This is a genomic window from Haloarchaeobius marinus (assembly GCF_051207415.1).
Lineage (GTDB): Archaea > Halobacteriota > Halobacteria > Halobacteriales > Natrialbaceae > Haloarchaeobius.
In genome coordinates this window covers 217,055-240,096 of sequence record NZ_JBPKGD010000005.1, presented here as the reverse complement: position 1 = coordinate 240,096, position 23,042 = coordinate 217,055, and the positions used below count along the sequence as shown (strand labels likewise).

At 66.4% G+C, this 23,042-nt stretch carries 16 protein-coding genes; all 16 read left to right on the top strand.

Translation table 11 applies throughout. The features are described 5' to 3' along the window. Positions 1 to 2 precede the first annotated feature (2 nt). The 16 genes from nuoL to ACSC1W_RS17585 all read left to right on the top strand — a co-directional run bounded on the left by nuoL (position 3) and on the right by ACSC1W_RS17585 (position 22,998). The gene (gene nuoL / locus ACSC1W_RS17660; protein ID WP_435348961.1) at positions 3 to 2,066 is read left to right on the top strand and encodes an NADH-quinone oxidoreductase subunit L; all 2,064 of its coding nucleotides are present in this window, start codon (positions 3 to 5) and stop codon (positions 2,064 to 2,066) included. Continuing rightward, positions 2,063 to 3,628, top strand: coding sequence for a complex I subunit 4 family protein (locus tag ACSC1W_RS17655; protein ID WP_435348960.1), 1,566 nt, complete (start codon positions 2,063 to 2,065; stop codon positions 3,626 to 3,628). The genes nuoL and ACSC1W_RS17655 overlap by 4 nt, the downstream gene beginning before the upstream one ends. Further along, a complete protein-coding gene (locus tag ACSC1W_RS17650; RefSeq protein WP_435348959.1) occupies positions 3,628 to 5,307 on the top strand; it encodes an NADH-quinone oxidoreductase subunit N in 1,680 nt (559 codons plus the stop codon). The genes ACSC1W_RS17655 and ACSC1W_RS17650 overlap by 1 nt, the downstream gene beginning before the upstream one ends. A gap of 68 nt (positions 5,308 to 5,375) precedes the next feature. Next, the gene (locus tag ACSC1W_RS17645; protein WP_435348958.1) at positions 5,376 to 6,866 is read left to right on the top strand and encodes a DHH family phosphoesterase; all 1,491 of its coding nucleotides are present in this window, start codon (positions 5,376 to 5,378) and stop codon (positions 6,864 to 6,866) included. Positions 6,867 to 6,938: 72 nt separating this feature from the next. Further along, positions 6,939 to 7,739, top strand: coding sequence for a CBS pair associated ParBc domain-containing protein (locus ACSC1W_RS17640; RefSeq protein WP_435348957.1), 801 nt, complete (start codon positions 6,939 to 6,941; stop codon positions 7,737 to 7,739). Positions 7,740 to 7,823: 84 nt separating this feature from the next. Further along, a complete protein-coding gene (locus ACSC1W_RS17635) occupies positions 7,824 to 8,852 on the top strand; it encodes an ABC transporter ATP-binding protein (RefSeq protein ID WP_435348956.1) in 1,029 nt (342 codons plus the stop codon). Continuing rightward, positions 8,849 to 9,649, top strand: coding sequence for an ABC transporter permease (locus ACSC1W_RS17630; RefSeq protein ID WP_435348955.1), 801 nt, complete (start codon positions 8,849 to 8,851; stop codon positions 9,647 to 9,649). Before ACSC1W_RS17635 ends, ACSC1W_RS17630 begins: the two co-directional genes overlap by 4 nt. Before the next feature lie 54 nt (positions 9,650 to 9,703). Continuing rightward, on the top strand, positions 9,704 to 11,404 hold the full coding sequence (locus tag ACSC1W_RS17625) for an acyl-CoA mutase large subunit family protein (RefSeq protein ID WP_435348954.1): 1,701 nt from the start codon (positions 9,704 to 9,706) through the stop codon (positions 11,402 to 11,404). 96 nt (positions 11,405 to 11,500) lie between these two features. After that, positions 11,501 to 13,402 carry an acetate--CoA ligase gene (locus ACSC1W_RS17620; protein ID WP_435349089.1) on the top strand — a complete coding sequence of 634 codons (1,902 nt, stop codon included), beginning with the start codon at positions 11,501 to 11,503 and terminating at the stop codon, positions 13,400 to 13,402. A 157-nt stretch (positions 13,403 to 13,559) separates the two neighbouring features. Beyond that, positions 13,560 to 15,674 (top strand): bacterio-opsin activator domain-containing protein, encoded by a 2,115-nt coding sequence (locus ACSC1W_RS17615; protein WP_435348953.1) that lies wholly within the window; start codon positions 13,560 to 13,562, stop codon positions 15,672 to 15,674. 202 nt (positions 15,675 to 15,876) lie between these two features. Next, positions 15,877 to 17,862 carry an acetate--CoA ligase gene (gene acs / locus ACSC1W_RS17610; protein ID WP_435348952.1) on the top strand — a complete coding sequence of 662 codons (1,986 nt, stop codon included), beginning with the start codon at positions 15,877 to 15,879 and terminating at the stop codon, positions 17,860 to 17,862. A 120-nt stretch (positions 17,863 to 17,982) separates the two neighbouring features. Next, positions 17,983 to 19,344 carry a substrate-binding protein gene (locus ACSC1W_RS17605; protein ID WP_435348951.1) on the top strand — a complete coding sequence of 454 codons (1,362 nt, stop codon included), beginning with the start codon at positions 17,983 to 17,985 and terminating at the stop codon, positions 19,342 to 19,344. A 72-nt stretch (positions 19,345 to 19,416) separates the two neighbouring features. Then, the gene (locus ACSC1W_RS17600) at positions 19,417 to 20,361 is read left to right on the top strand and encodes a branched-chain amino acid ABC transporter permease (RefSeq protein WP_435348950.1); all 945 of its coding nucleotides are present in this window, start codon (positions 19,417 to 19,419) and stop codon (positions 20,359 to 20,361) included. Continuing rightward, entirely contained in the window at positions 20,358 to 21,503 is a 1,146-nt protein-coding gene (locus ACSC1W_RS17595) for a branched-chain amino acid ABC transporter permease (protein WP_435348949.1), read from the top strand. The genes ACSC1W_RS17600 and ACSC1W_RS17595 overlap by 4 nt, the downstream gene beginning before the upstream one ends. Beyond that, complete coding sequence (locus ACSC1W_RS17590) at positions 21,503 to 22,261, top strand: ABC transporter ATP-binding protein (RefSeq protein WP_435348948.1); 759 nt, start codon at positions 21,503 to 21,505, stop codon at positions 22,259 to 22,261. The genes ACSC1W_RS17595 and ACSC1W_RS17590 overlap by 1 nt, the downstream gene beginning before the upstream one ends. After that, a complete protein-coding gene (locus ACSC1W_RS17585) occupies positions 22,258 to 22,998 on the top strand; it encodes an ABC transporter ATP-binding protein (RefSeq protein ID WP_435348947.1) in 741 nt (246 codons plus the stop codon). Before ACSC1W_RS17590 ends, ACSC1W_RS17585 begins: the two co-directional genes overlap by 4 nt. The last annotated feature ends 44 nt before the right edge of the window (positions 22,999 to 23,042 follow it).

Below are 23,042 nucleotides of genomic sequence, written 5' to 3'. Positions count from 1 at the left end.
CGATGGCAGGAGAACTCGCATTCGAACTCGCGCCGGCTATCGTAGCGCTCCCGTTCGCGTCCTTCCTGGTCGCGCTCGCACTCGGTAACTACATGCCGAAGAAGGGCGCACTCGGCGGAATCCTCGCGACGGGCGCGTCGCTGGTGCTCTCGCTGTTCGCGATGGTGACCGTCTTCGGCGGGTCGGCCTACCAGGCTGACCTCTTCACCTGGTCGGCCGCCGAGGAGGTGCCGCTTCACTTCGGCATCCTCATCGACCCGCTGTCGGCGCTGATGCTCGTCATCGTCTCGCTCATCGCGTTCCTCGTCCACGTGTTCAGCCTCGGCTACATGAACGACGAGGGAGAGACCGGGCTTCCGCGCTACTACTCCGAACTCGGACTGTTCACCTTCTCGATGCTCGCGTTCGTCATGGCGGACAACCTCCTCATGGCGTTCATGTTCTTCGAGCTGGTGGGTCTGTGTTCGTACCTGCTCATCGGCTTCTGGTTCCGCCAGGACGGGCCGCCGTCCGCGGCGAAGAAGGCGTTCCTCGTCACCCGCTTCGGTGACTACTTCTTCCTCATCGGCGTCGTCGGCATCGTCGCGACGTTCGGGACGAGCCGATTCGTCGGCGTCGAGGGCCAGGAGTCGTTCCCCGTCCTCGCCGAGCAGGCGCTGCAGGGCTCGGCGGGCGAACTGAACACGTTCCTCGGGATGGGTCCCGAGGCGTGGTTCCCGGTGCTCGGACTGCTCGTCCTCGGTGGCGTCATCGGCAAGTCCGCGCAGTTCCCGCTGCACACGTGGCTGCCCGACGCAATGGAAGGTCCGACCCCGGTCTCGGCGCTCATCCACGCGGCGACGATGGTGGCGGCCGGCGTCTACCTCGTCGCCCGGATGTACGGCTTCTACGCGCTGCTCCCGACGGTGCTCGCGCTCATCGCGCTCACCGGCGGGTTCACCGCGCTGTTCGCCGCCACGATGGGCGTCGTCAAGCGAGAGATAAAGCAGGTGCTCGCGTACTCGACCATCTCCCAGTACGGCTACATGATGCTGGCGCTGGGCGGTGGCGGCTACGTCGCAGCGACCTTCCACCTGATGACCCACGCCTTCTTCAAGGCGCTGCTGTTCCTCGGTGCGGGGTCGGTCATCATCGCGATGCACCACAACGAGGACATGTGGGACATGGGTGGACTGAAGGACAAGATGCCCGTGACCTACGCCACGTTCCTCGCCGGGTCGCTCGCGCTCGCGGGCATCTTCCCGTTCGCTGGCTTCTGGTCGAAGGACGAGGCGCTGTTCATCACCCTCGAACACGCCGCCAACACGGCCGGTATCCAGGGAACGCTCATGCTCGTCGCGTACGGCATGGGGATGCTCGCGGTGCTGTTCACCGGGTTCTACACCTTCCGGATGGTCTTCCTGACCTTCCACGGTGAACCCCGGACCGACACCGCCCGCGACCCGCACGGCGTCCGGTGGAACGTGAAGGCCCCGCTGGTCGTGCTGGGCGTCCTGGCGACCGTGGCTGGCTTCGTCAACGCGGTCCCGCTGGGAATCGAAGAACTCCACCACTACCTCGATGCCGGTGAGAACGCGGCCGAGCCGTTCCACGCGCTCACCGCCCACCACTACACCGGCGAGGAGGGTCTCATCTTCGCCGACTACGGCGCACAGTTCGGTCACGGCAGTGCGCCCATCCCGGCGATCGTCGCGGCCGGCATCTCGCTGGTCGTCGCACTGCTGGGCGTCGGCGCGGCAGTGGCACTGTACCGGGGCCCGAGTCCGACCGAGCACACTGACAGGCTCGGTCCGGTCAAGACGCTCTGGTACAACAACTACTACCAGGACGAGTACCAGGTGTGGCTCGCGACGGGCCTCACCTATCCGCTTGCGAAGGCCGCCAACAAGTTCGACATGGGCGTCATCGACGGCGTCGTCAACGGCGTCTCCCGGTCGAGCATCACCGGCGGCTCGTACGTCAAGCGCATCCAGACGGGCGTCGTGACGAACTACGCCGCGTTGCTCGCACTCGGCCTCGTCGCGTTGCTGCTCATCGTCGGCTTCACAGGGGGGTGGTTCGCATGATAAACGGAACTATAGAGGCGCTCATCGCAGTCACGCTGGTCGGATCGTTCGTCGTCATGGCCGGCTCCGACCGCTACGCGGCGAAGCTGGCGACGGCGTGGAGCCTGCTCCCCCTCGCCGGCAGCCTCGTCATGTGGGCCTCCTTCGACGGCACGGGGAACGCACTACTCGGCGGTGACGTCGTGTTCATGAGCCGGGAGACCTGGATCGGCGTCGGTCCGCTCCCGGACATCCAGTGGTTCGTCGGCGTCGACGGCATCAGCATGCCGCTCGTCGTCCTGACGAGCGTCCTGACGACGCTCGCACTCGTCAGCGCGTGGACGCCGATCGACGACCGCCAGTCCCAGTTCTACGCACTGGTGCTGTTCCTCGAGGCAGGACTGCTCGGCGTGTTCACCGCGCTCGACTTCTTCGTCTGGTTCGTCTTCTGGGAGGCCGTCCTCGTCCCGATGTACTTCCTCATCGGCATCTGGGGCGGTCCGCGCCGGAAGTACGCGGCCATCAAGATGTTCGTCTACACGAACATCGCCTCGCTGGTGATGTTCCTGGGCTACGCGGCGCTCGTGTTCGGCCTCGGCGACGCGGTGTCGACGTTCTCGATGCCGGAGGTCGCCCAGGCACTCGTCGTCGACGGCGCCACGCCCGACGCGTTCGGGTTCATCGACCCGTCGACGGTGAAGCTGGCGGCGTTCGTCGCGATGTTCGCCGGGTTCGCGGTGAAGGTCCCGGTCGTCCCGTTCCACACCTGGCTGCCGGACGCCCACGTCGAGGCACCGACGCCCGTGTCGGTGCTCCTGGCCGGCGTCCTGCTGAAGATGGGGACCTACGCACTGCTCCGGTTCAACTTCACGATGCTGCCGGACGTCGCCCAGGCGAACATGCCCATCATCGCGGCGTTCGCACTCGTCTCCATCATCTACGGGGCGATGCTCGCGCTCGCACAGAGCGACCTCAAGCGCATCGTCGCGTACTCGTCCGTCTCGTCGATGGGGTACGTCATCCTCGGACTCATCGCCTACACGCTGTACGGCATCGGCGGTGCGACGTTCCAGATGATATCTCACGGCCTCATCTCGGGGCTGATGTTCATGGCGGTCGGCGTCATCTACAACACGACGCACACGCGCATGGTCACGGACATGTCCGGCATGGCCGAGAAGATGCCGTACACCGTCGGCATCTTCCTCGCCGGCGCGTTCGGCTACATGGGCCTGCCGCTGATGTCCGGGTTCGCAGCCGAGTTCTACGTGTTCCTCGGCGCGTTCCAGGCCGGCGCACTGAACGTCCCGAACTACGACATGATGCCGATATTCACCGGAGTCGCGATGTTCGGTATCGTCATCGTCGCGGGCTACCTGCTCTTTGCGATGCAGCGCACGCTGTTCGGGCAGTTCCGCCTGGAGACCGACTACGAGGTCGGGCGGGCACCGCTGCACGACATCGCACCGCTCGCAGTCCTGCTCGTGATGATAATCGCACTCGGCACCCAGCCCGACATCTTCTTCGAGATGATCCGTGACGCCAGTGGGCCGGTCGCCGACCTCGTCGGAGGTGGTGCCTGATGGCGGACACGACGTGGCTGTCGCTGGCACCGACGTTCCTGCTGGGTCTCACGGCCCTGCTCGTGCTCTACGCGGACAGCATCGGTCGCTCCGCACGGGGCGCCATCGCCGGACTGACCCTGCTCGGGTCGCTGGCCGTGGCTCCGGTCGCGATACTCTTCCCCGGCGTGTTCGGACTCGGTCCGCTGGGCTGGTCGTTCGTCAGCTTCACGCTGCTCGCGATGTTCGCCATCGCGCTGGCGGTCGACCCCGACTCGACGAACCGCCGTCTCGTCGCTGGCCTCGCGACCGCCGGTTCGGTCGCGGCGCTCGCGACGGCCGCGGCGTTCCTGTTCACGCAGGGGACCGACCCGGTCAACCCGTTCGGCGACGCACTCGTCGTCGACGGGATGAGCCTGCTGTTCGCCGTCATCGTCGCCAGCGTGACCGCCATGGTCACGCTCGCGAGCTACAACTACCTCGTCGACCACAGCTACCAGGCCGAGTACTACGCCCTGGTCCTGCTGGCGGCGACGGGTATGACGCTGATGGCGTCGGCCAACTCGCTGGCGACGGTGTTCGTCAGCCTCGAACTCGCCTCGCTCCCGTCGTACGCGCTCGTCGCGTTCCTCAAGAAGAACCGCGGGAGCGTCGAGGCGGGACTGAAGTACTTCCTCATCGGCGCGCTGTCGAGTGCGGTGTTCGCCTACGGCATCAGCCTGGTGTACGCCGCGACCGGGTCGCTGCAGTTGACCGCCGTCCAGCAGGGCATCACCGGGGACTTCACGGGACTGCTCGGCATGGGCGTCGTGATGGTCATCGGCGGCATCGCGTTCAAGACCGCCTCCGTCCCGTTCCACTTCTGGGCGCCGGAGGCGTACGAGGGCGCACCCGCACCCATCAGCGCCTTCCTGTCGTCGGCGTCGAAGGCCGCCGGGTTCGTCATCGCGTTCCGCGTGTTCACGGAAGCGTTCCTGCAGGTCTCGGTGGACGCTGGGCAGTTCCTCGTCCTCGGGGCCGACTGGGTGCTCGTCTTCCAGATACTCGCGGTCGTGACGATGACGCTCGGTAACTTCGCCGCGCTCACCCAGGAGAAGGTCAAGCGCATGCTCGCGTACTCGTCCATCGGGCACGCGGGCTACGTCCTGATGGCGCTCGCCGCGCTCTCGGGCGGCGCAGACGTCGGCGCGAAGATAGCGGCTGGACAGTTCGTCCTCGCCGGTGGGATGATGCACCTGTTCGTCTACGGGTTCATGAACACAGGGGCGTTCCTGTTCATCGCGCTGGCGGAGTACTGGGACGTCGGTCGGACGTTCGACGACTACACCGGACTCGGACGCGAGGCGCCCGTCGCCTCCGTCGCGATGACGGTGTTCATGTTCTCGCTCGCCGGCCTGCCACCGTTCGGTGGCTTCCTCAGCAAGTACCTGCTGTTCGGTGCGACCGTCAACAGCGGGTTCATCTGGCTGGCGGCCATCGCGGTCGTCAACAGCACGGTGAGTCTCTACTACTACTCCCGACTGGTCAAGGCGCTGTGGTTCGACGACCGTCCGGAGCACGTCCGGCCGCTGGAGGTCTCCAGCAGGCCGGTCGGTCTCTACGCCGCCGTCGTGTTCGCGGCCGTCATGACGACGGTCACCTACGGCTTCTTCGGCCCGGTCTACGACGCGGCCATCGAGGCGGCTGCGGCCCTGCTGTAGGCCGCACCTGTCTCTCCGCCGTCACGTGGTGTCGGTAGGTTTTACCGTCCGCAGAGGAAACGCCGGATATGGTGTCTCGGCTGGTTCTCGGGTGCGGGACCATCGGCCAGCGCCTGCTGGAGACGGTCGGGAACTCGTCCGGACGCGTCCGCGCCATCTGCACCGACGAGGGGCGCGTCACCGCGCTCAGGGAGGAGGGCATCGACGCCTCGGTCGGCGACCCGGCCGACCCACCGACCCTCGCGTCGCCAGACGACGTCGACGTCGTGGTCGTCGCGAGCGACGACCACGAGCAGAACCGACGTGTAGCGACGGTCGCCCGCGAGCGCTGGCCGGACGCGTTCCTGCTGGTCTACACTGGCCTGGACGCGACGCCGTCGGACCGCGAGGCCATCGCGGCCATCGCGGACCGCGTCGTCGACCCGACCGGGAGCGTCGCGTCCACCGTCCTCGACCACGTCTCGGGTCGTCGGGCCGAGGACTCGCTGGAACTCCGTCGGGTGCTGCAACGCGTGGACGGGAGACTCGCGGTGGTGATGCACGACAATCCCGACCCCGACGCCATCGCGAGCGCCGTGGCGCTCGTCCGTCTGGCCGAGTCGGTCGGGACCGAGGCGCAGGCGTGTTACTACGGGGAGATATCGCACCAGGAGAACCGCGCCATGGTGAACCTGCTCGACCTCGACCTGCGCATCCTCGCCGGAACGGACGACCTCGACGAGTTCGACGGGTTCGCGCTCGTCGACCACGCCCGACCCGGCGTGAACGACCAGTTGCCGGAGGACGTCCACGTCGACGTGGTCATCGACCACCACCCGCCTCGCGGGCCGGTCCGGGGTCGCTATCAGGACCTCCGGTACGACGTCGGGGCGACGAGTACGCTCCTGACGGACCACTTCGAGCGTCTGGGCGTTCCGCTGGACGAACGGACCGCGACGGCGCTCCTCTACGGGATTCAGATCGACACCCAGGAGTTCAGGCGCGAGATCTCCCGACTCGACTTCGAGGCGGCCGCGACGCTGTTGCCGTCCGTCGACGAGGCGGTGCTCGACCGCATCGAGTCGCCGAGCATCAGCGGCGACACGATGGACACCCTCGCAGAGGCCATCGGGAACCGGGACGTACGCGGCTCCGTCCTCGTCAGCGGTGCGGGCACCGTCCGGGACCGCGACGCACTGCCACAGGCCGCCGACAAGTTGCTGACGATGGACGGCATCACGTCGACCCTCGTCTACGGCTTCATGGACGACGTGGTGTACGTCTCGGCACGGGCCCGGGGGACCGACGTCGACCTCGGGGAGACGCTCCGGGCGGCGTTCGCCCAGATCGGAAGCGCCGGTGGCCACGCCGACATGGCTGGCGCCCAGATACCGATGACGCAGGCGTTCGGGGAGTTCGAAGACGACGACGAGCGAGACGATGTGATACACGACATCATCACCGACCGCTTCTTCGACGCCTGGTACGAACGGCCCCGCAAGCGGGCGACGTCGCCCGGTCGGGGACCCACCGAGCAACCCGAGTTCGGCTTCGACGGCGGCACCGACGCCGAGGAGTGAGTCACCACGCGCCTCGCGTTCGAACGGAGGCGAGAACGCACATTTTTCCCCGCGCGACGGGTATCGCAGAACATGGACGAGGAGTCGAGCGACCGCGGCAAACCGCGCGTACGGGACTACATGACCCAGGAGGTCGTGACGGTGTCCCCGGACGAGACGGTCGGCGAGGTCGCGAAACGGATCGCCGAGAGCGACGAGCACAGCGGGTTCCCCGTCTGTGACCGGCGCAAAGTCGAAGGGTTCGTCAGTGCGCGTGACCTGTTGCTCGCGGACGAGGGAGCGCCGATATTCAAGGTGATGACGACGGACCTCATCGTCGCCCACCCCGAGATGAAGGTGACCGACGCCGCCCGCGTCATCCTGCGGTCGGGCATCCAGAAGCTTCCGGTCGTCGACGACGCGGGCAACCTCGTCGGCATCATCTCCAACGCGGACGTCATCCGGAGCCAGATAGAGCGCGCGACGCCGGAGAAGGTGGGCAAACTCCGTCGCACCCTGGAGAACATCCACGGCGTCCAGCTCGACCAGGAGCGCCGGACGGTCCCGCTCGCCGACCTCATCCCGACCCAGAAGAAGGTGTACGCGGACGAACTCGAGGGACGACGCTACGAACTGGAACACGGCCTCGCGGAACCGCTCGTCGTCATCGACAACGGCGGGACCCTGCTGCTCGCCGACGGCCACCACCGGGTGATGGCGGCCGACAGCATCGGCATCGAGGAGATGGACGCCTACGTCATCGTGGTCGAGGAGCCAATCGACCTCGGGATGGCCAAGACCGCCGCGAACGAAGGGCTGGAGTCGCTGGACGACGTCCAGGTGGTCGACTACGCCCGACACCCGCTGGTGGAGACGACGAAGCGACTCCAGTGACGGCCGCCCGGTACAAAGTGTAACTTAAATTACTGAAAGCGGCTTCTGATAACGGTTAACATCGCGGTGGCACAACGCCGGACCATGAGCGCGAACGCGCAACTCGACTCCGAGCGCGAGGAGAGCCCTCCCACCGATGCCACTCCAGGCCCCGCAATCGCCGTCGACGGACTCACGAAGGTCTACGGTGACGGCGACGACGCCGTCAGGGCGGTCGACGACGTCGACCTCGCCATCGAACCGGGGACGGCGGTCGGCGTCCTCGGGCCGAACGGGGCCGGCAAGACGACGACCATCAAGTCGCTCCTCGGACTGGTCGTGCCCGACGCCGGGACGGTCGAGATAGCCGGCGTGGACGCACACGAGAACCCGAGGCAGGTGTACCGCCACGTCGGTGCCATGCTGGAGGGCGTACGGAACGTCTACTGGAAGCTGACGGTCCGCGAGAACCTCGAGTTCTTCGCCGCACTCGGTGGGCAATCGGTCGCCGGGACCCGCGAGCGCCACGACGAGTTGCTCGACGCCTTCGACCTCACGGAGAAGGCCGACGAGTCGGTCAACGACCTCTCCCGGGGACAGAAGCAGAAGGTGTCGCTGGCCTGTACGCTCGCCCGTGGAACCGACGTCGTCTTCCTCGACGAACCGACGCTCGGCCTCGACGTCGAGGCGTCGCTGGAACTCCGGCGGGAACTGCGCAGACTCGCCGAGGAGGAAGCCATCACGGTCGTCCTCTCGAGTCACGACATGGACGTCGTCGAGGACGTCTGCGACCGGGTGGTCATCCTCTCGGAGGGGTCGGTCATCGCCGACGACCCCATCGAGGACCTCGTTCGCGTCTTCGAGACCCAGGCGTACCGGGTGGCCGTCGAGGGCACCGTCACCGACGAGACCCGGCGACTGCTCGACCGGGAGTTCGGCGCCGACGGCTGGACCGAGGCGGGGAGTCGGACCCGGTTCGACGTGACGCTCGCCGACGGCGACGCGCTGTACGACGTCCTCGACGTGCTCCGGGACGCCGGACTGGGACTCGTCGACGTCGACGGACTCGACCCCGACCTCGAGGAGGTCTTCCTCGAGGTGACCGGTCAGGCGACGGGGGAGGAGGACCGATGAGCACACCGGCAGTCGACACGGGTCTGCGCGGGTACCTCGGGTTCTTCCGGGCGTCCGCACGGAAGCGGTTCGTCCTGCTCGTCCGGTACCCCGTGAACACCCTCTCGCAACTCGGAACGGTGTTCCTCGTGTTCCTGGTGCTGTTCTACGGCGGCAACGCCGTCGCGCCGGCAGCGATGTCCGACACAATCGGGGGCATCATCGTCGGCTACCTCCTGTGGAGCATGTCCCTCACGGCGTACTCTGGGCTCTCGTGGAACGTGACGCGAGAGGCCCAGTGGGGCACCCTCGAACAGCTGTTCATGTCCCCGTTCGGGTTCGGACGGGTGATGCTGGCGAAGACCGTCGTGAACCTCCTCGAGGCGTTCCTCTGGGGCGTCGCGACGCTCGGGTTCATGCTCGTCGTCACCGGCCGTACGCTCGCACTCGACCCTCTGACGCTGCTCCCGCTCGGGGCCCTCGCGCTCGCGCCCGCCGTCGGCATCGGGTTCGCCTTCGGCGGACTCGCCATCCGGTTCAAACGCGTCGAGAACGCCTTCCAGCTGGCCCAGTTCGCGTTCGTCGGTCTCATCGCCGCCCCGGTCGACCAGTACCCGTTCCTCCGGTGGCTCCCGCTGGCCCAGGGCAGCCAGTTGCTCCGGACGGCGATGCAGGACGGCGTTCCCCTCTGGCAGCTCCCCGGCGACGAACTCGCGGTGCTCGTCGTCACCGCCATCGGCTACCTCGCACTCGGGTACGCCGCGTTCACCTACTGCCAGCGGTGGGCGCGACGCGAGGGCGTGATGGGACACTACTGACCACCGACGCCGGGTACCGAACCATTATTGCCCGGTCCGGCAAAGATTACTCCCATGTACGACGACGACGACCTCGCGGACCTCCGCGAGTCGCGCGAGGAGTGGGAATCGGAGACGCTCGAACCCGTACTCGACCGGTTCGGCGAGCGCAAGGACCGGTTCGCCACCGTCTCGAACATGGAGGTCGACCGCCTCTACACGCCCGAGGACGTCGCTGACCTCGACTACGAGGCCGACCTCGGCTTCCCCGGGGAGGAACCCTACACCCGTGGACCGTACCCGACGATGTACCGCGGCCGGACCTGGACGATGCGGCAGTTCGCCGGCTTCGGAACCGCAGAGGAGACGAACGAACGGTTCCACTACCTCATCGACGAGGGCCAGACCGGCCTGTCGACCGCGTTCGACATGCCGAGTCTGATGGGCAAGGACTCCGACGACCCGCTGTCGGACGGCGAGGTCGGGAAGGAGGGCGTCGCCGTCGACACGCTGCGCGACATGGAGATACTTTTCGACGGCATCGACCTCGGGGAGGTGTCCACGTCGTTCACCATCAACCCCTCCGCGCCGGTCATCTACGCCATGTACATCGCGCTGGCTGACCAGCAGGGCGTCCCCCGCGAGGAACTCCGGGGGACCCTCCAGAACGACATGCTCAAGGAGTTCATCGCCCAGAAGGAGTGGGTCGTTCCGCCGGAACCCTCCCTCGACGTCGTCACCGACACCGTCGAGTACGCGACGGAGGTGACGCCGAAGTTCCACCCCGTCTCCATCTCCGGCTACCACATCCGCGAGGCCGGGTCGACGGCCGTCCAGGAACTCGCGTTCACGCTGGCCGACGGGTTCGCCTACGTCGAGGACGCGATGGACCGCGGACTCGACGTCGACGAGTTCGCCCCCCGGCTCTCGTTCTTCTTCAACTCGCACAACTCCATCTTCGAGGAGGTGGCGAAGTTCCGCGCCGCCCGTCGCATCTATGCCCGCGTGATGGACGGGTGGTACGACGCCGAGAAGGCGGAATCGAAGCGCCTGAAGTTCCACACCCAGACGGCCGGCCAGTCGCTGACGGCCCAGCAACCGCTCAACAACGTCGTCCGGGTGACCATCCAGGCGCTCGCGGGCGTCATGGGCGGCACGCAGTCCCTGCACACGAACAGCTTCGACGAGGCGCTCGCGCTCCCCTCCGAGCGCGCCGTCCGGGTCGCGCTCCGTACCCAGCAGATAATCGCCGAGGAGTCCGGCGCGGCAGACATCGTCGACCCGATGGGCGGGAGCTACGCCATCGAGGCCCTGACCGACCAGGTCGAAGCGGAGGCGATGGCCTACATCGACGAGATACGGGAGCTGGGCGACGGCTCGGTCCGCGACGGCGTCCTGCAGGGCATCGAGGACGGCTTCTTCCTGCGGGAGATTCAGGAGGCCTCCTACGAGTACCAGGAGCGCGTCGAGGACGGCGAGGAGGTCGTCGTCGGCGTCAACGAGTACACCATCGCCGAGGACACCGAGCCCGAGATACTCCGGGTGGACGAGGCGGCCCAGGAGCGCCAGCTCGACCGCCTCGCTAGAGTGAAGGAGGAACGCGACGACGAGGCGGTCGAGGCGTCGCTCTCTTCCCTCCAGTCCGCCATCGAGTCCGACGAGAACGTGATGCCGTACATCGTCGACGCGGTCAAGGAGTACGCGACGATGGGCGAGATAATGACGGTGTTCGAATCCGAGTACGGCGCGTACTCCGAACAGATCGGATTGGCCTGACCGGCGGGCGAATCGCCCCGACCAAACCTTTTACCACCTCCGTGAGCGTATTGGGGATTCGTACAAGTGGCGAACGAACCGGAGGAACAGCTACCGATATCCAGCCTGCGAAGCACCGAACGGATACCGCCCCCGTCGTGGTTCGTGGACCAGGCGAACGTCGCGGACCGGAGGGTCCGCGAGTCGTTCGCCGAGGACTGGCCCGACTGCTGGCGACGGGCGGCAGACCTCCTCTCCTGGGACGACTCGTACGATAGCGTCCTGGAGCGAGGTGATTCGGGGCTCCGCTGGTTCGACGGCGGCGTACTCAACGCGTCGTACAACTGCGTCGACCGCCACGTGGAGGCGGGTCGCGGCGACGAAGTCGCCATCGAGTGGGTCGGTCGAACCGGCGAGACGAGGCGACTCACCTACGCGACGCTCTCGAAGGAGGTGAACGAGACAGCCGCCGCGTTGCGCGACGTCGGCGTCGAACCGGGCGACGTCGTCACGCTCTACATGCCGGTGATGCCGGCGCTCCCCGTGACCATGCTCGCCTGTGCGCGACTCGGGGCGTTGCACAACGTGGTCTTCTCGGGCTACTCCGCGGCCGAGCTGGCCGAGCGAATCCAGCGGACCGATTCGGCGGTGCTGGTGACGTGCGACAGCTACTACCGCGGCGGAAGCGCGGTGAACCAGAAGAACAAAGCCGACAACGCCCGGTTGCGAGTCGACCACGACGTGACGACGGTGGTCGTGCGGCGCTTCGGCGACACGCACCTGAGCGAGGACCAGCACGACTTCCACGAGTTACTCGAGGCCCGGTCGGGCGAGCGCGTCGACCCAGAGCCCAGAGATAGCATGGACCCGCTGTTCGTCATCTACACCTCGGGCACGACGGGTGAACCGTCCCGCGTGACCCACACGACGGGCGGCTACCTCGCCTACACCGCCTGGACGAGCCACGCCGTCCTCGACATCGAACCCGAGGACACGTACTGGTGTGCGGCCGACATCGCCTGGATCACCGGCCACAGCTACATGGTGTACGGCCCGCTGGCGCTCGGGACGACGACGTTCCTCTACGAGGGGTCGGCGGACCAGCCAGACCACGACCGACTCTGGGAGCAGATGGAGCGACACGAGGTCGACATCTTCTACACGGCTCCGACCGCCGTGCGGTCGTTCATGAAACGCGGTGCGGCGGGACCGTCGGGTCACGACCTCTCGAGTCTGCGCCTGCTCGGCACCGTCGGCGAACCCATCAACCCGAGCGGGTGGCACTGGTACCGGAGCCACGTCGGTGACGGCACCTGCCCGGTCGTCGACACGTGGTGGCAGACCGAGACGGGCGGCATCCTGGTCTCGACGCTCCCGGGGGTGGACGAGATGAAGCCCGGGTCGGCCGGGCCGCCACTGCCGGGCATCGAAGTCAGCGTCGTCGACGACGAGGGCGAGGAGGTGCCACCGAGGGAACCCGGCTCACTCGCCGTGACGCAGCCCTGGCCGGGGATGCCGCTGTCGTTCACGACCGAGGCAGTCGACGACGACTGGCTCTACGTCACCGGGGACCGGGCGATACAGGAGACCGACGGCTACATGACCCTGCTCGGGCGCGCCGACGACACCCTGCCCGTCGACGACGGCTGGGTGGGTGCCGCGTCGGTCGAGGGAGCCATCGTCGAAGTCGACGGCGTGGCGGAGGCGGCGGTGGTCGAGTCCTCCCGGCGGGGCGACGTCGTCGCCTACGTCAGCACGACGCGCGACCAGCCGAACGACCAGCAACTCCGTGGCCGCATCGTGGACCACGTGGTCCAGGCGGTCGGACAGTCCGCGTGCCCCGAGCGGTTCGTCTTCACGACGGAACTCCCGAAGACGCACTCGGGCAAGATAATGCGCCGAGTCCTCGCGGCCATCGTCGACGGCGAGGACTACGGCGACACGAGCGCCCTGCGGAACCCGGAGATAGTCGGCGAGATAGAACTCGTCGTCGGTGCAGAGGCGGCCTCGGACGACTGACGGACCGGTTTCGTCTTCTTGTGACGTGACGAAACGCGTGTGTCGAGCGAGCGACGAATCCCCCGTTCCACGGGGGTCTCGTCGGGACGGTTGCTATTGACCAGCGTGATACACGTTTCCAACGTTTTATTTCGTGGTAGCTCTAACCACCCGAAGAATGTCGAGGGGGGCCACACGGCGAACGACGCCACGGGGGTTGGCACGGGACGATTACGAGGCGATCCTGCGGGCGGCGAGCACGAACCGGGCGCGACTCGTCGTCCGACTGGCGGGCGAGGTCGGGTTGCGCCCGTTCGAGATCGCGACTGTCAGTCCGGGGAACGTCCGCACGGTCGTCGTCGACGGGACCCTGCACTACCTCCTGCGTGTGACGGCAGGGGACGACGACCGGGACGCGTACGTTCCCGCGGAGTTACGCCGCGAACTGGACCGGTACGCCACCGGGAACGACATCGATTCGACCGAACAGCTCTTCGACGTCTCCGTCCGACGACTCCAGATGCTCGTCGCCGACGTCGCGGCGGCGGCCGCGGACGAGACCGGGCGAGAGCACCTTCGGAACGTGTCCAGTAGCGACCTGCGACACTTCTTCGCACGCGACCTGCTCGTAGAGCGTGGCGTCCCCCCGGGCGTGGTGATGGCCGTCGGCGGCTGGACACAGCTCTCGAGCCTCGGCCAGTACGTCGACCAACCGTCCCCGGAGGACGTCGTCAGGGCCTTCGAGACCGACGACGAACCTGCCGCGTCGAGGAGTTCGGTCGACGTCCAGCGGGTGCTGGACGGCGTCGACCGGCCGGTCGTCGTCTTCGACCAGAACGCCACGATAGTCGACGTCAACGACCGATACGAGGCGACGACCAGCCGGTCCGCGTCCGCCGTCGTCGGCGAGGGGTTCGCCGAACTGACCATCAGCGATGCCAGCGTCCAGGCGGCGGTCTGGGAGACGGTCGTCGCCGGGGACGCCTGGGAGGGACCGCTGCAACTGCGCGACGACGACGGCGACCCGGTCGACGGCCACGCGACGGTTACGCCCGTGCCGGCCCCGGACGAAGCGTCGCTGCTGTTCGTCGTGACGTTCGACCGGGAACCGGCGAGCGCGGCGCTCGACGACGGTCGGACCGCACGGTTCGAGCGCGTCCAGCAGGCGATTCGGGAGATCGGCGGCGCACTGGCGGAGGCGACGACGCGCGAGACCGTGCTCTCGGGCGTGTGCGAGACGCTGTCAGCGTCCACCGCCTACGAGTGTGCCTGGGTCAGCGACGCCGGCAACGAGACCGCAGCACCCCACGTCTGGGCGGGGGCGGACGACGGAACGGTCGAACAGCTAGCGTTCGCCGACGACGGCCCCACCCGCGGCCTCGCCGACAGGGTCATCGCGGACCGGTCGGTGGTGTCCGAACCGCTCGACCCGGCGGACCGGCCCCGGACGGAGGGGACGGTCGACCCCCGGTCGGTCGTCGGGACGCCCCTCGTCCACGACGGGAGCGTCTTCGGGGCGCTCTGTCTGGCCACCCAGGCGACGGAGGTGGGGACGCTCGAACGGCGGGCGCTCGCCAACCTGGGGGAACGCGTCGCCGAGGCCATCGCGGCGGCCGAACGCAAACGCCTGCTGCTGGCGGATACGGTGCTCGAACTCGAGTTCCGTTGCACCGACGCCAGTTCGTTCGTCGTCGACCTCTCGCGGAAGCTGGGCTGTACCATCCGCCTGGAGGGCATCGTCCCGGTCGACGCCGACTCCCTGCTCTACTACATCAGCGTCGAGGGCGCGTCCCCGGAGGCCGCCCACGCCCACGCCGACGAGGTGCTGGACGACGCTCGCCTCGTCGCCGACTACGAGAACTCGTCGCTGCTGGAGGTGACGGCCTCGGACGATTCGCTCGTGACCGAACTCGTCGACCACGGCGGTACCGTCGAGACGCTCGTCGCGGAGGACGGGGAAGCACGCCTCGTCTGTGAGTTCGTGCCAGACACCGACGTCAGGGAGATCGTCGCCGCCGTGACCGAGGCGTTCCCGGAGACGGAACTCGTCGTCAAGCGCGAGGTCGCGGACTCCGTGACGAGTCCCGCCGAGTTCCACCGGTCGCTGGCGGAGTCGCTGACCGAGAAGCAACTCGCCGCCCTGCAGGCGGCGTTCCACGCGGGCTACTTCGACTGGCCGCGCGACTCGACGGCCGAGGAACTGGCCGATTCGCTGGGCGTCTCCTCCCCGACCCTGCACAACCACCTCCGCCGGGGGCAGCGGAAACTCCTCACCGCCTTCCTCGACGAGTAGCCCGACTCCACGTCCGTCACCAGTGGCTAGGTACCTAGTGACCTCGGAGTCTCCCGCCCGACGTACGGCCGCCTTCATCTCCTTCGACGCACCGTATCCGGACGCCCGAACGAAAAACCCGCAGCAGGCGGCCGGATTATACTGGTTTATCATAGTTAGAGAGGGTCATTAATAAGCCTGTTATACTCTCTCGTGCTGAAGCATGTCAGGCGAGGATGCAACCGATGGGAATCTCGAAGCACGACTTCGCGAGCAGGCGTACTTTCGACCCCCGTCGAAGTTCGTCGGGCAGGCGAACGCGACAGACCCTGCTATCTACGACGAGGTCGGGGACTTCCCCGAGGGATTCGACAGGTACGCCGAGTTGCTCGACTGGGACGAACAGTGGGACGAGACCTTCGACGGGAGCAATCCACCGTTCTTCGAGTGGTTCGTCGGCGGGCAACTCAACGCGTCGTACAACTGCGTCGACCGCCACCTCGACGAGCGCAAGAACCAGACCGCGCTCCTCTGGGAGGGCGAGGACGGAGAGCAGCGGAACATCACGTACCAGGACCTCTACCGTGAGGTGAACGAGTTCGCGTCGGCGCTACGGAGCGTCGGCGTCGAGGAGGACGACGTCGTCACGGTCCACCTCCCGATGGTACCGGCACTGCCCATCACGATGCTAGCGTGTGCGCGCATCGGTGCGCCACACTCGGTCGTCTTCGCCGGGTTCTCCGCGTCGGCGCTGGCCGAACGGGTCGATTCGGCGGACTCGGACTACGTCGTCACCATCGACGGCTACTACCGTCGCGGCGAGTTCCTCGACCACATCGAGAAGACGGACGAGGCGATGGCCGAACTCGACGACGAACCCGAGGTGCTCGTCTGGAACCGCCACGACGAACCGCGAGCCGACGTGGCGGACTCGTACACGTCCGTCGACGACCTGCTCGCCGACCACCGGCGCGACCGGGTCGAACCCGTCAGCCGGGACGCGGAGGACCCGCTGTTCCTCATGTACACGTCCGGCACGACGGGGAAGCCGAAGGGGTGCCAGCACCGGACGGGCGGCTACCTCGCCTACACCGCCGCCACCTCGAAGTACGTCCTCGACATCGAACCCGAGGACACGTACTGGTGTGCGGCCGACATCGGCTGGATCACCGGCCACAGCTACATCGTCTACGGCCCGCTGGCCCTCGGCACCACCTCGGTGATGTACGAGGGGACGCCGGACCATCCCCACAAGGGTCGCATCTGGGAGATAGCGGAGAAGTACGACGTCGACATCTTCCACACCTCGCCGACCGCGGTCAGGATGTTCATGAAGTGGGGGCCGGAGTACCCCGACGAGTACGACTTCGACTTCCGGCACATGACGACGGTCGGGGAACCCATCCAGCCGGAGGCGTGGCTCTGGTACTACAAGCACATCGGCGACGAGGACGCCGTCATCGTCGACACGTGGTGGCAGACCGAGACGGGCGGCCACCTCATCACGAACCTGCCCGCCATCGAGGACATGAAGCCCGGGAGCGCCGGGAAGGCGTGTCCGGGCATCGAACCAGCCATCGTCGACGACGAGGGCGACCCGGTCGAATCGAAGAGCGGACAGGCGGGCAACCTGATAATCCAGCGACCGTGGCCGAGCATGCTCCAGACGGTGTACGGCAACGACGAACGGTTCATCGACACCTACTGGCGCCAGTTCTCCGACGTCGACAGCGACGACTGGCGCGACTGGAACTACAAGGCCGGCGACGGCGCGGTCCAGAGCAGTGACGGCTACTACCGCATCCTCGGCCGACTCGACGACGTGATGAACGTCGCCGGGCACCGCCTCGGGACGATGGAACTCGAATCGGCCGTCGCCGAGGTCGAGGACGTCGCCGAGGCCGCCGTCGCGGCGCGCCAGCACGACGAGAAGGGGGAGGTCCCGGACGTCTACGTCGTCCTGCGCGACGGCGTGGAGGTGAGCGACGACGCACGCGAGCGCATCGTCTCGGCCGTCGAGGAGGAGATAGGGAAGTTCGCCCGTCCCTCGTCGGTCGTCTTCGTCACCGACCTCCCCAAGACGCGCTCGGGGAAGATAATGCGCCGGTTGCTCGAGGACATCTCGAACGACGAGACCCTGGGCGACACGACGACGCTCCGGGACCCGAGCGTTCCCGAACAGATTCGGGAGCAAGTGCAGTCCGACTGACGGCGAACCGTCCCGGGGCGGTCCATCGCGTAGAGGTATTTATACTCAGGGGTAAATGCATGTAAACGGCGGTTAGGGGCCCCCACAGCCCTCTTTTTGAGTAATTCCGAAACAATTATAATGTATTACTTCGTGTTACCACCTACCGTGGCAAATAATAGTCCACATTCACGGCGCAAAGTGTTACAGGCGACGGCCGCAACCGGGCTCGGGATCGGTCTCGCCGGGTGCACGGACTCGCTCACGAGTGGTGGCAGCAAGGAGGCACTCGGGAACTATCCGATAGAGGGCGACACCGCGATGTACGGGTTCAACGTACCCCTCTCCGGTCCGTACGGGTCGGAGGGGCAGGACGAACTCCGGGCGTACAAGCTCGCCGTCAAGCACCTGAACAACGGTGGCGGCTGGGTCGACAGCCAGTTCGACGACCTCAGCGGTGACGGGGTCGTCGGCAAGAACATCGACTGGGTGGAGGCAGACACGGAGACAGACAAGGACAAGGCACGCGAGAACGCCAGACAGCTCATCGAGCGCGACGACGCGATCATGATCTCTGGCGGCTCGTCGTCGTCGGTCGCGATCAACGTGGAGGACGAGTGTCAGAAACAGAAGGTCGTCTTCATGGCCTGCCTGACGCACTCCAACGACACGACCGGGAAAGACTGCGTCCGGTACGGCTTCCGTGAGGTGTTCAACGCCTACCACTCGGCAGCTGCGCTCGCACCCGTGCTCGCGAACGAGTACGGGAGCGACCTGCAGTTCTACCAGTTGTACGCGGACTACACCTGGGGACAGTCCGTCGAGGAATCGATGCGGCAGTTCATGAGCGAGCAGGCCAACTGGTCGCAGGTCGACTCCGTCGCGACCCCGCTGGGGACGAGCGACTACTCGTCGTTCCTCTCCGAGGCGGCGAGTTCGGGTGCGGACGTCCTCATGCTCGACCACTACGGGCTCGACCTCGCGAACTCCCTCACGCAGGCGATCGACGCGGGGGTGGACGACTCGATGGAGATCGTCGTCCCGCTGTACAACCGTCCGATGGCAGAGGCGGCCGGCGACGCCATCTCGGGCGTGTTCGGTACCGTCGCGTGGGACTCCGCGATCGACAACGAGCCGTCGAACCAGTTCACCGAGGCGTTCATGAACGAGTACGATCGCGTCCCCTCGGGCCCGGCCCAGCTGGCGTACGCACAGACGCTCCAGTACTCCGCAGCGGTCGAACGTGCCGGGTCGTTCTACCCGCCGGACGTCATCAAGGAACTGGAGGGGTACGAGTACGACAACATCGGTATGGGACCGGAGGTAATGCGAGCGTGCGACCACCAGGCCCAGCGCGCGGTGCCGGTGGTTCGTGGTCTCCCGGCCGACCAGATCGAGTCGGGGAACTTCTACGAGATCGTCGAGCTGACGGACGCAGAAGACGTCACCTACAGCTGCGACGAAGGACCGGCCGCCGAGTGTGAGCTCGGCCCGTACGAGTAACGCGGTTTCGAGTCCCCCTACCATATTTCAAATGCAGACAATGACAGTCGAAGGTAAGCGAGGTGGAACCGAATGAGTCTCGTCACGGACAGTGTCTCGATACTACTGAACGGGCTCCAGCAGGGGTCGATCTACGTCTTGTTGGCGGTCGGGCTCTCGATCATACTCGGAACGCTCGAGTTCGTCAACTTCGCCCACGGGGCCCTGTACATCATCGGTGCGTACTTCGGTCTGTACGTGGCCGCCGAGTTGACGCTGACCGAAGGATACCTCGCTGGGATGGGATTCGAGTCCATCGGACTCGGAGCGGGATTCGTCGTCGCGCTGATAGCCGTGACGGTGGTGGTGTTCGTCATCGGCCTCCTGATGGAACGGTTCCTCGCGCGGGCGTTCTACGATAGACCAGATACGGACCAGATACTGGTGACCTTCGGGATGGCTATCGTCGTCCAGGAGGTACTCCGACTGATGTTCGGTTCGAACAGTCAGCCGTTCCCACAACCGATAGAGGGCTCGGTCCCGATTCCGGGCGTCGCCATCTCGTGGTGGCGGATCGCCATCATCGGATTGACGGCCGTGCTCGTCCTGGCGGTGTACTTCGTCATCGAGTACACCGACTTCGGACTGGTCGTCCGTGCCGGAACGGAGGACCCGGAGATGGTCCAACTTCTCGGCATCCGAATCACTCGTCCGTACATCGTGGTCTTCGGAATCGGCGCGGCGCTGGCGGGCATCGCAGGCGTCATCGGCGGGCCGTTGAGTCCGATCAATCCGACCGCAGGTACCGAAATTCTGGTTCCCGCCTTCATCACCGTCGTCATCGGTGGCGTCGGGAGCATCCGGGGGGCCGTCCTCGGCGGCCTGACGCTGGGGATGGTCTCCGCCATCCTCGTCCAGACGTCGATAGGGTCGTACAACCTCTCCATCTGGTCGGACGTCGGTATCTACGTGATCGCTGCCGTGGTGCTCCTGTGGCGACCGCAGGGGATACTCGGTACGGAGGTGTCGAGCACGTGACCGACGGTCGTGCGGACGGCGGTCACGAGTCCGCAAGCACGGTCGGGACCGAGCAGGTCAACGGCTACGATACCCGCTGGGAGCGAATCCGCGAGAGCGAACCGTTCGTCATCGGTGCGACGGCGGTCGCGGTCCTGGTGTTCCCGTGGGTCTTTGCGGGTGCACCGGTCATCAGCGACCTGCTCAAGGGCTACTACGGGCTGACGTCGCTCATCCTCATCTGGGGCATCTTCGTGATGGGCTTCGACCTGCTCCACGGCTACACCGGACTGCTGTCGTTCGGCCACGCCGCCTTCTACGGCATGGGGAGCATGGCGGCCGGCTTGCTCGTGAAGTACGCCGGAATCGGCTCCCCGGTGGTGCTCGTCGTCGTCGGCGTCGCGGCTTCGCTCGTACTCGCGTGGATAATCGGGTTCATCTCGCTCCGGCGCGGTGGCATCTACTTCTCCATCCTCACGCTCGCGTTCGGGCAGATGTTCTTCTACACGATGCGGGGGCCGGCACGCCAAATCACCGGCGGTGAGGACGGCATCTTCTTCGAGATCGGCAACCTGTTCGGAGTGATTCCCCTCGATGCCGGTGTCCCTGTACTCGATGCGCTCGGACTGGTGGGGTCGTGGCTCTACCTGTTCATCGCGATTCTCACGGTCATCTCCGTGGCCATCGCCTACCGCATCCTCCAGTCGCCGTACGGACTCGTCTTCAAGGCGATCCGGGAGAACGAACAGCGAGCCAACTTCGTCGGCCTGAACGTCTGGCGCTACAAGCTGGTCGCGTTCATCATCTCCGGCGGGTTCGCCGGACTCGCGGGGGCGCTGTTCACCATCTACAACGGGTCGGCGTCCGCCGCGACGTTCGAGTGGATAATCAGCGGGGACGTCGTCATCATGAGCGTCCTCGGCGGCGTCGGGACGCTGTTCGGTGCGTTCCTCGGTGCGTTCGTCTACCTCTACATGTCGAACGTACTCATCTCGGTTCCGACCGTCGGAGAGAAGTGGCACCTCTACCTCGGTGCAATGTTCGTTCTCGTCGTCTGGTTGTTCCCGGGCGGCCTCTGGGCCGGACTCCAGCGGCTCCGGACCCTGCAGGAGTACGTGCCCAGCAGCGACACGGACGTCAGCAGTTCTGGAGGTGAGGACTGATGGCGCTACTCGAGACGGAGGACCTCGTCAAGCAGTTCGGTGGCGTCACCGCGACCGACGACGTCTCCATAAACATCGAGGAGGACGAACGGGTCAGCCTCATCGGCCCGAACGGCGCCGGGAAGTCCACGCTCATCAACCTCATCACCAGCCGACTCGACCCCACGGAGGGCGACATCCGGTTCAAGGGCGAGTCCATCGTGGGACTCGAACCCCACGAGGTTGTCCAGCGTGGCATCAGCAAGTCGTTCCAGACCGCCTCCATCTTCCCGGACCTCTCGGTGATGGACAACGCTCGCATCGCCTCCCTCGGTGCCGAACACGGGGAGTTCCGGTTCAACTTCATGACCCGACTCGACTCCTACGACTCGGTCGAGGCGGAGGCCCGCGAGACGCTCGACTCGGTGGGGCTCTGGGAGCAGCGCGACGTGCGGGCCGCCGACCTCCCCTACGGCGACAAGCGTCGACTGGAGATCGGCATCGCCCTCGCCGCCGACCCGGACATGCTCCTGATGGACGAACCGACCGCGGGCATGTCGCCCGAGGAGACCGAATCGACCGTCGACCTCATCGAGGAGGTCAAGGAGGACCGGGGGCTGACGTTCCTGCTGGTCGAACACGACATGGAGATCGTCTTCAGCGTCTCCGACCGCATCATCGTCCTCAATCGAGGACGGGTGATCGCGGAGGGACCGCCGGAGGAGATTCGAGAGAATCCGCGGGTTCAGGAAGCCTACCTCGGGGGTGCGCAGGAATGATACTCGAACTCGACGACGTGAACTCCTACTACGGCGACAGTCACATCCTCCGGGACCTCAGCATGCAGGTCTCGGACGGCGAGATCTGTGCGTTGCTCGGACGGAACGGCGCCGGCAAGACGACCACGCTCCGGTCCATCGCCGGTGCCGTGCCCCCGAACGTCCGGTCGGGGACGGTCACGTTCGACGGCCAGGTCGTCACGGGTGAACGGCCCGAAGACGTCGCTGCGAGGGGCATCTCGCTCGTCCCGGAGGAGCGACGCATCTTCACGGAACTGACCGTCGAGGAGAACCTCAAACTCCCCGAGGTCGCACGGAACGCCTCGAACCGCTGGGGCCGGTCGGTCGCGTCGGAACGGAGAGGGCTCACGCGAGCGGACGTGTTCGAGTACTTCCCCCGACTGGAGGAGCGACAGGAGCAACTCGCCGGGACGCTCTCCGGCGGCGAACAGCAGATGCTCGCCATCGGCCGGGCGCTCAGGCAACCGACCGACCTGCTGTTGCTCGACGAACCGTACGAGGGACTCGCCCCGCAGATAATCGAGGCCGTCGAGGACGCCGTCCGGCGGATTCGCGACGACGGGACGACCATCCTGCTCGTCGAGCAGAACGCCATCGCGGCGATGAACATCTCCGACCGCTGTTACGTCATCGACCAGGGGGAGGTGGTCTTCGAGGGACCCGCCGACGCCCTCAAATCCGACACGGAGACCCGCCAACGCTACCTCGGCGTCTGAACGCGGTCGACAATCGGGGGAACGTTTATCCCCCTATTGGACGT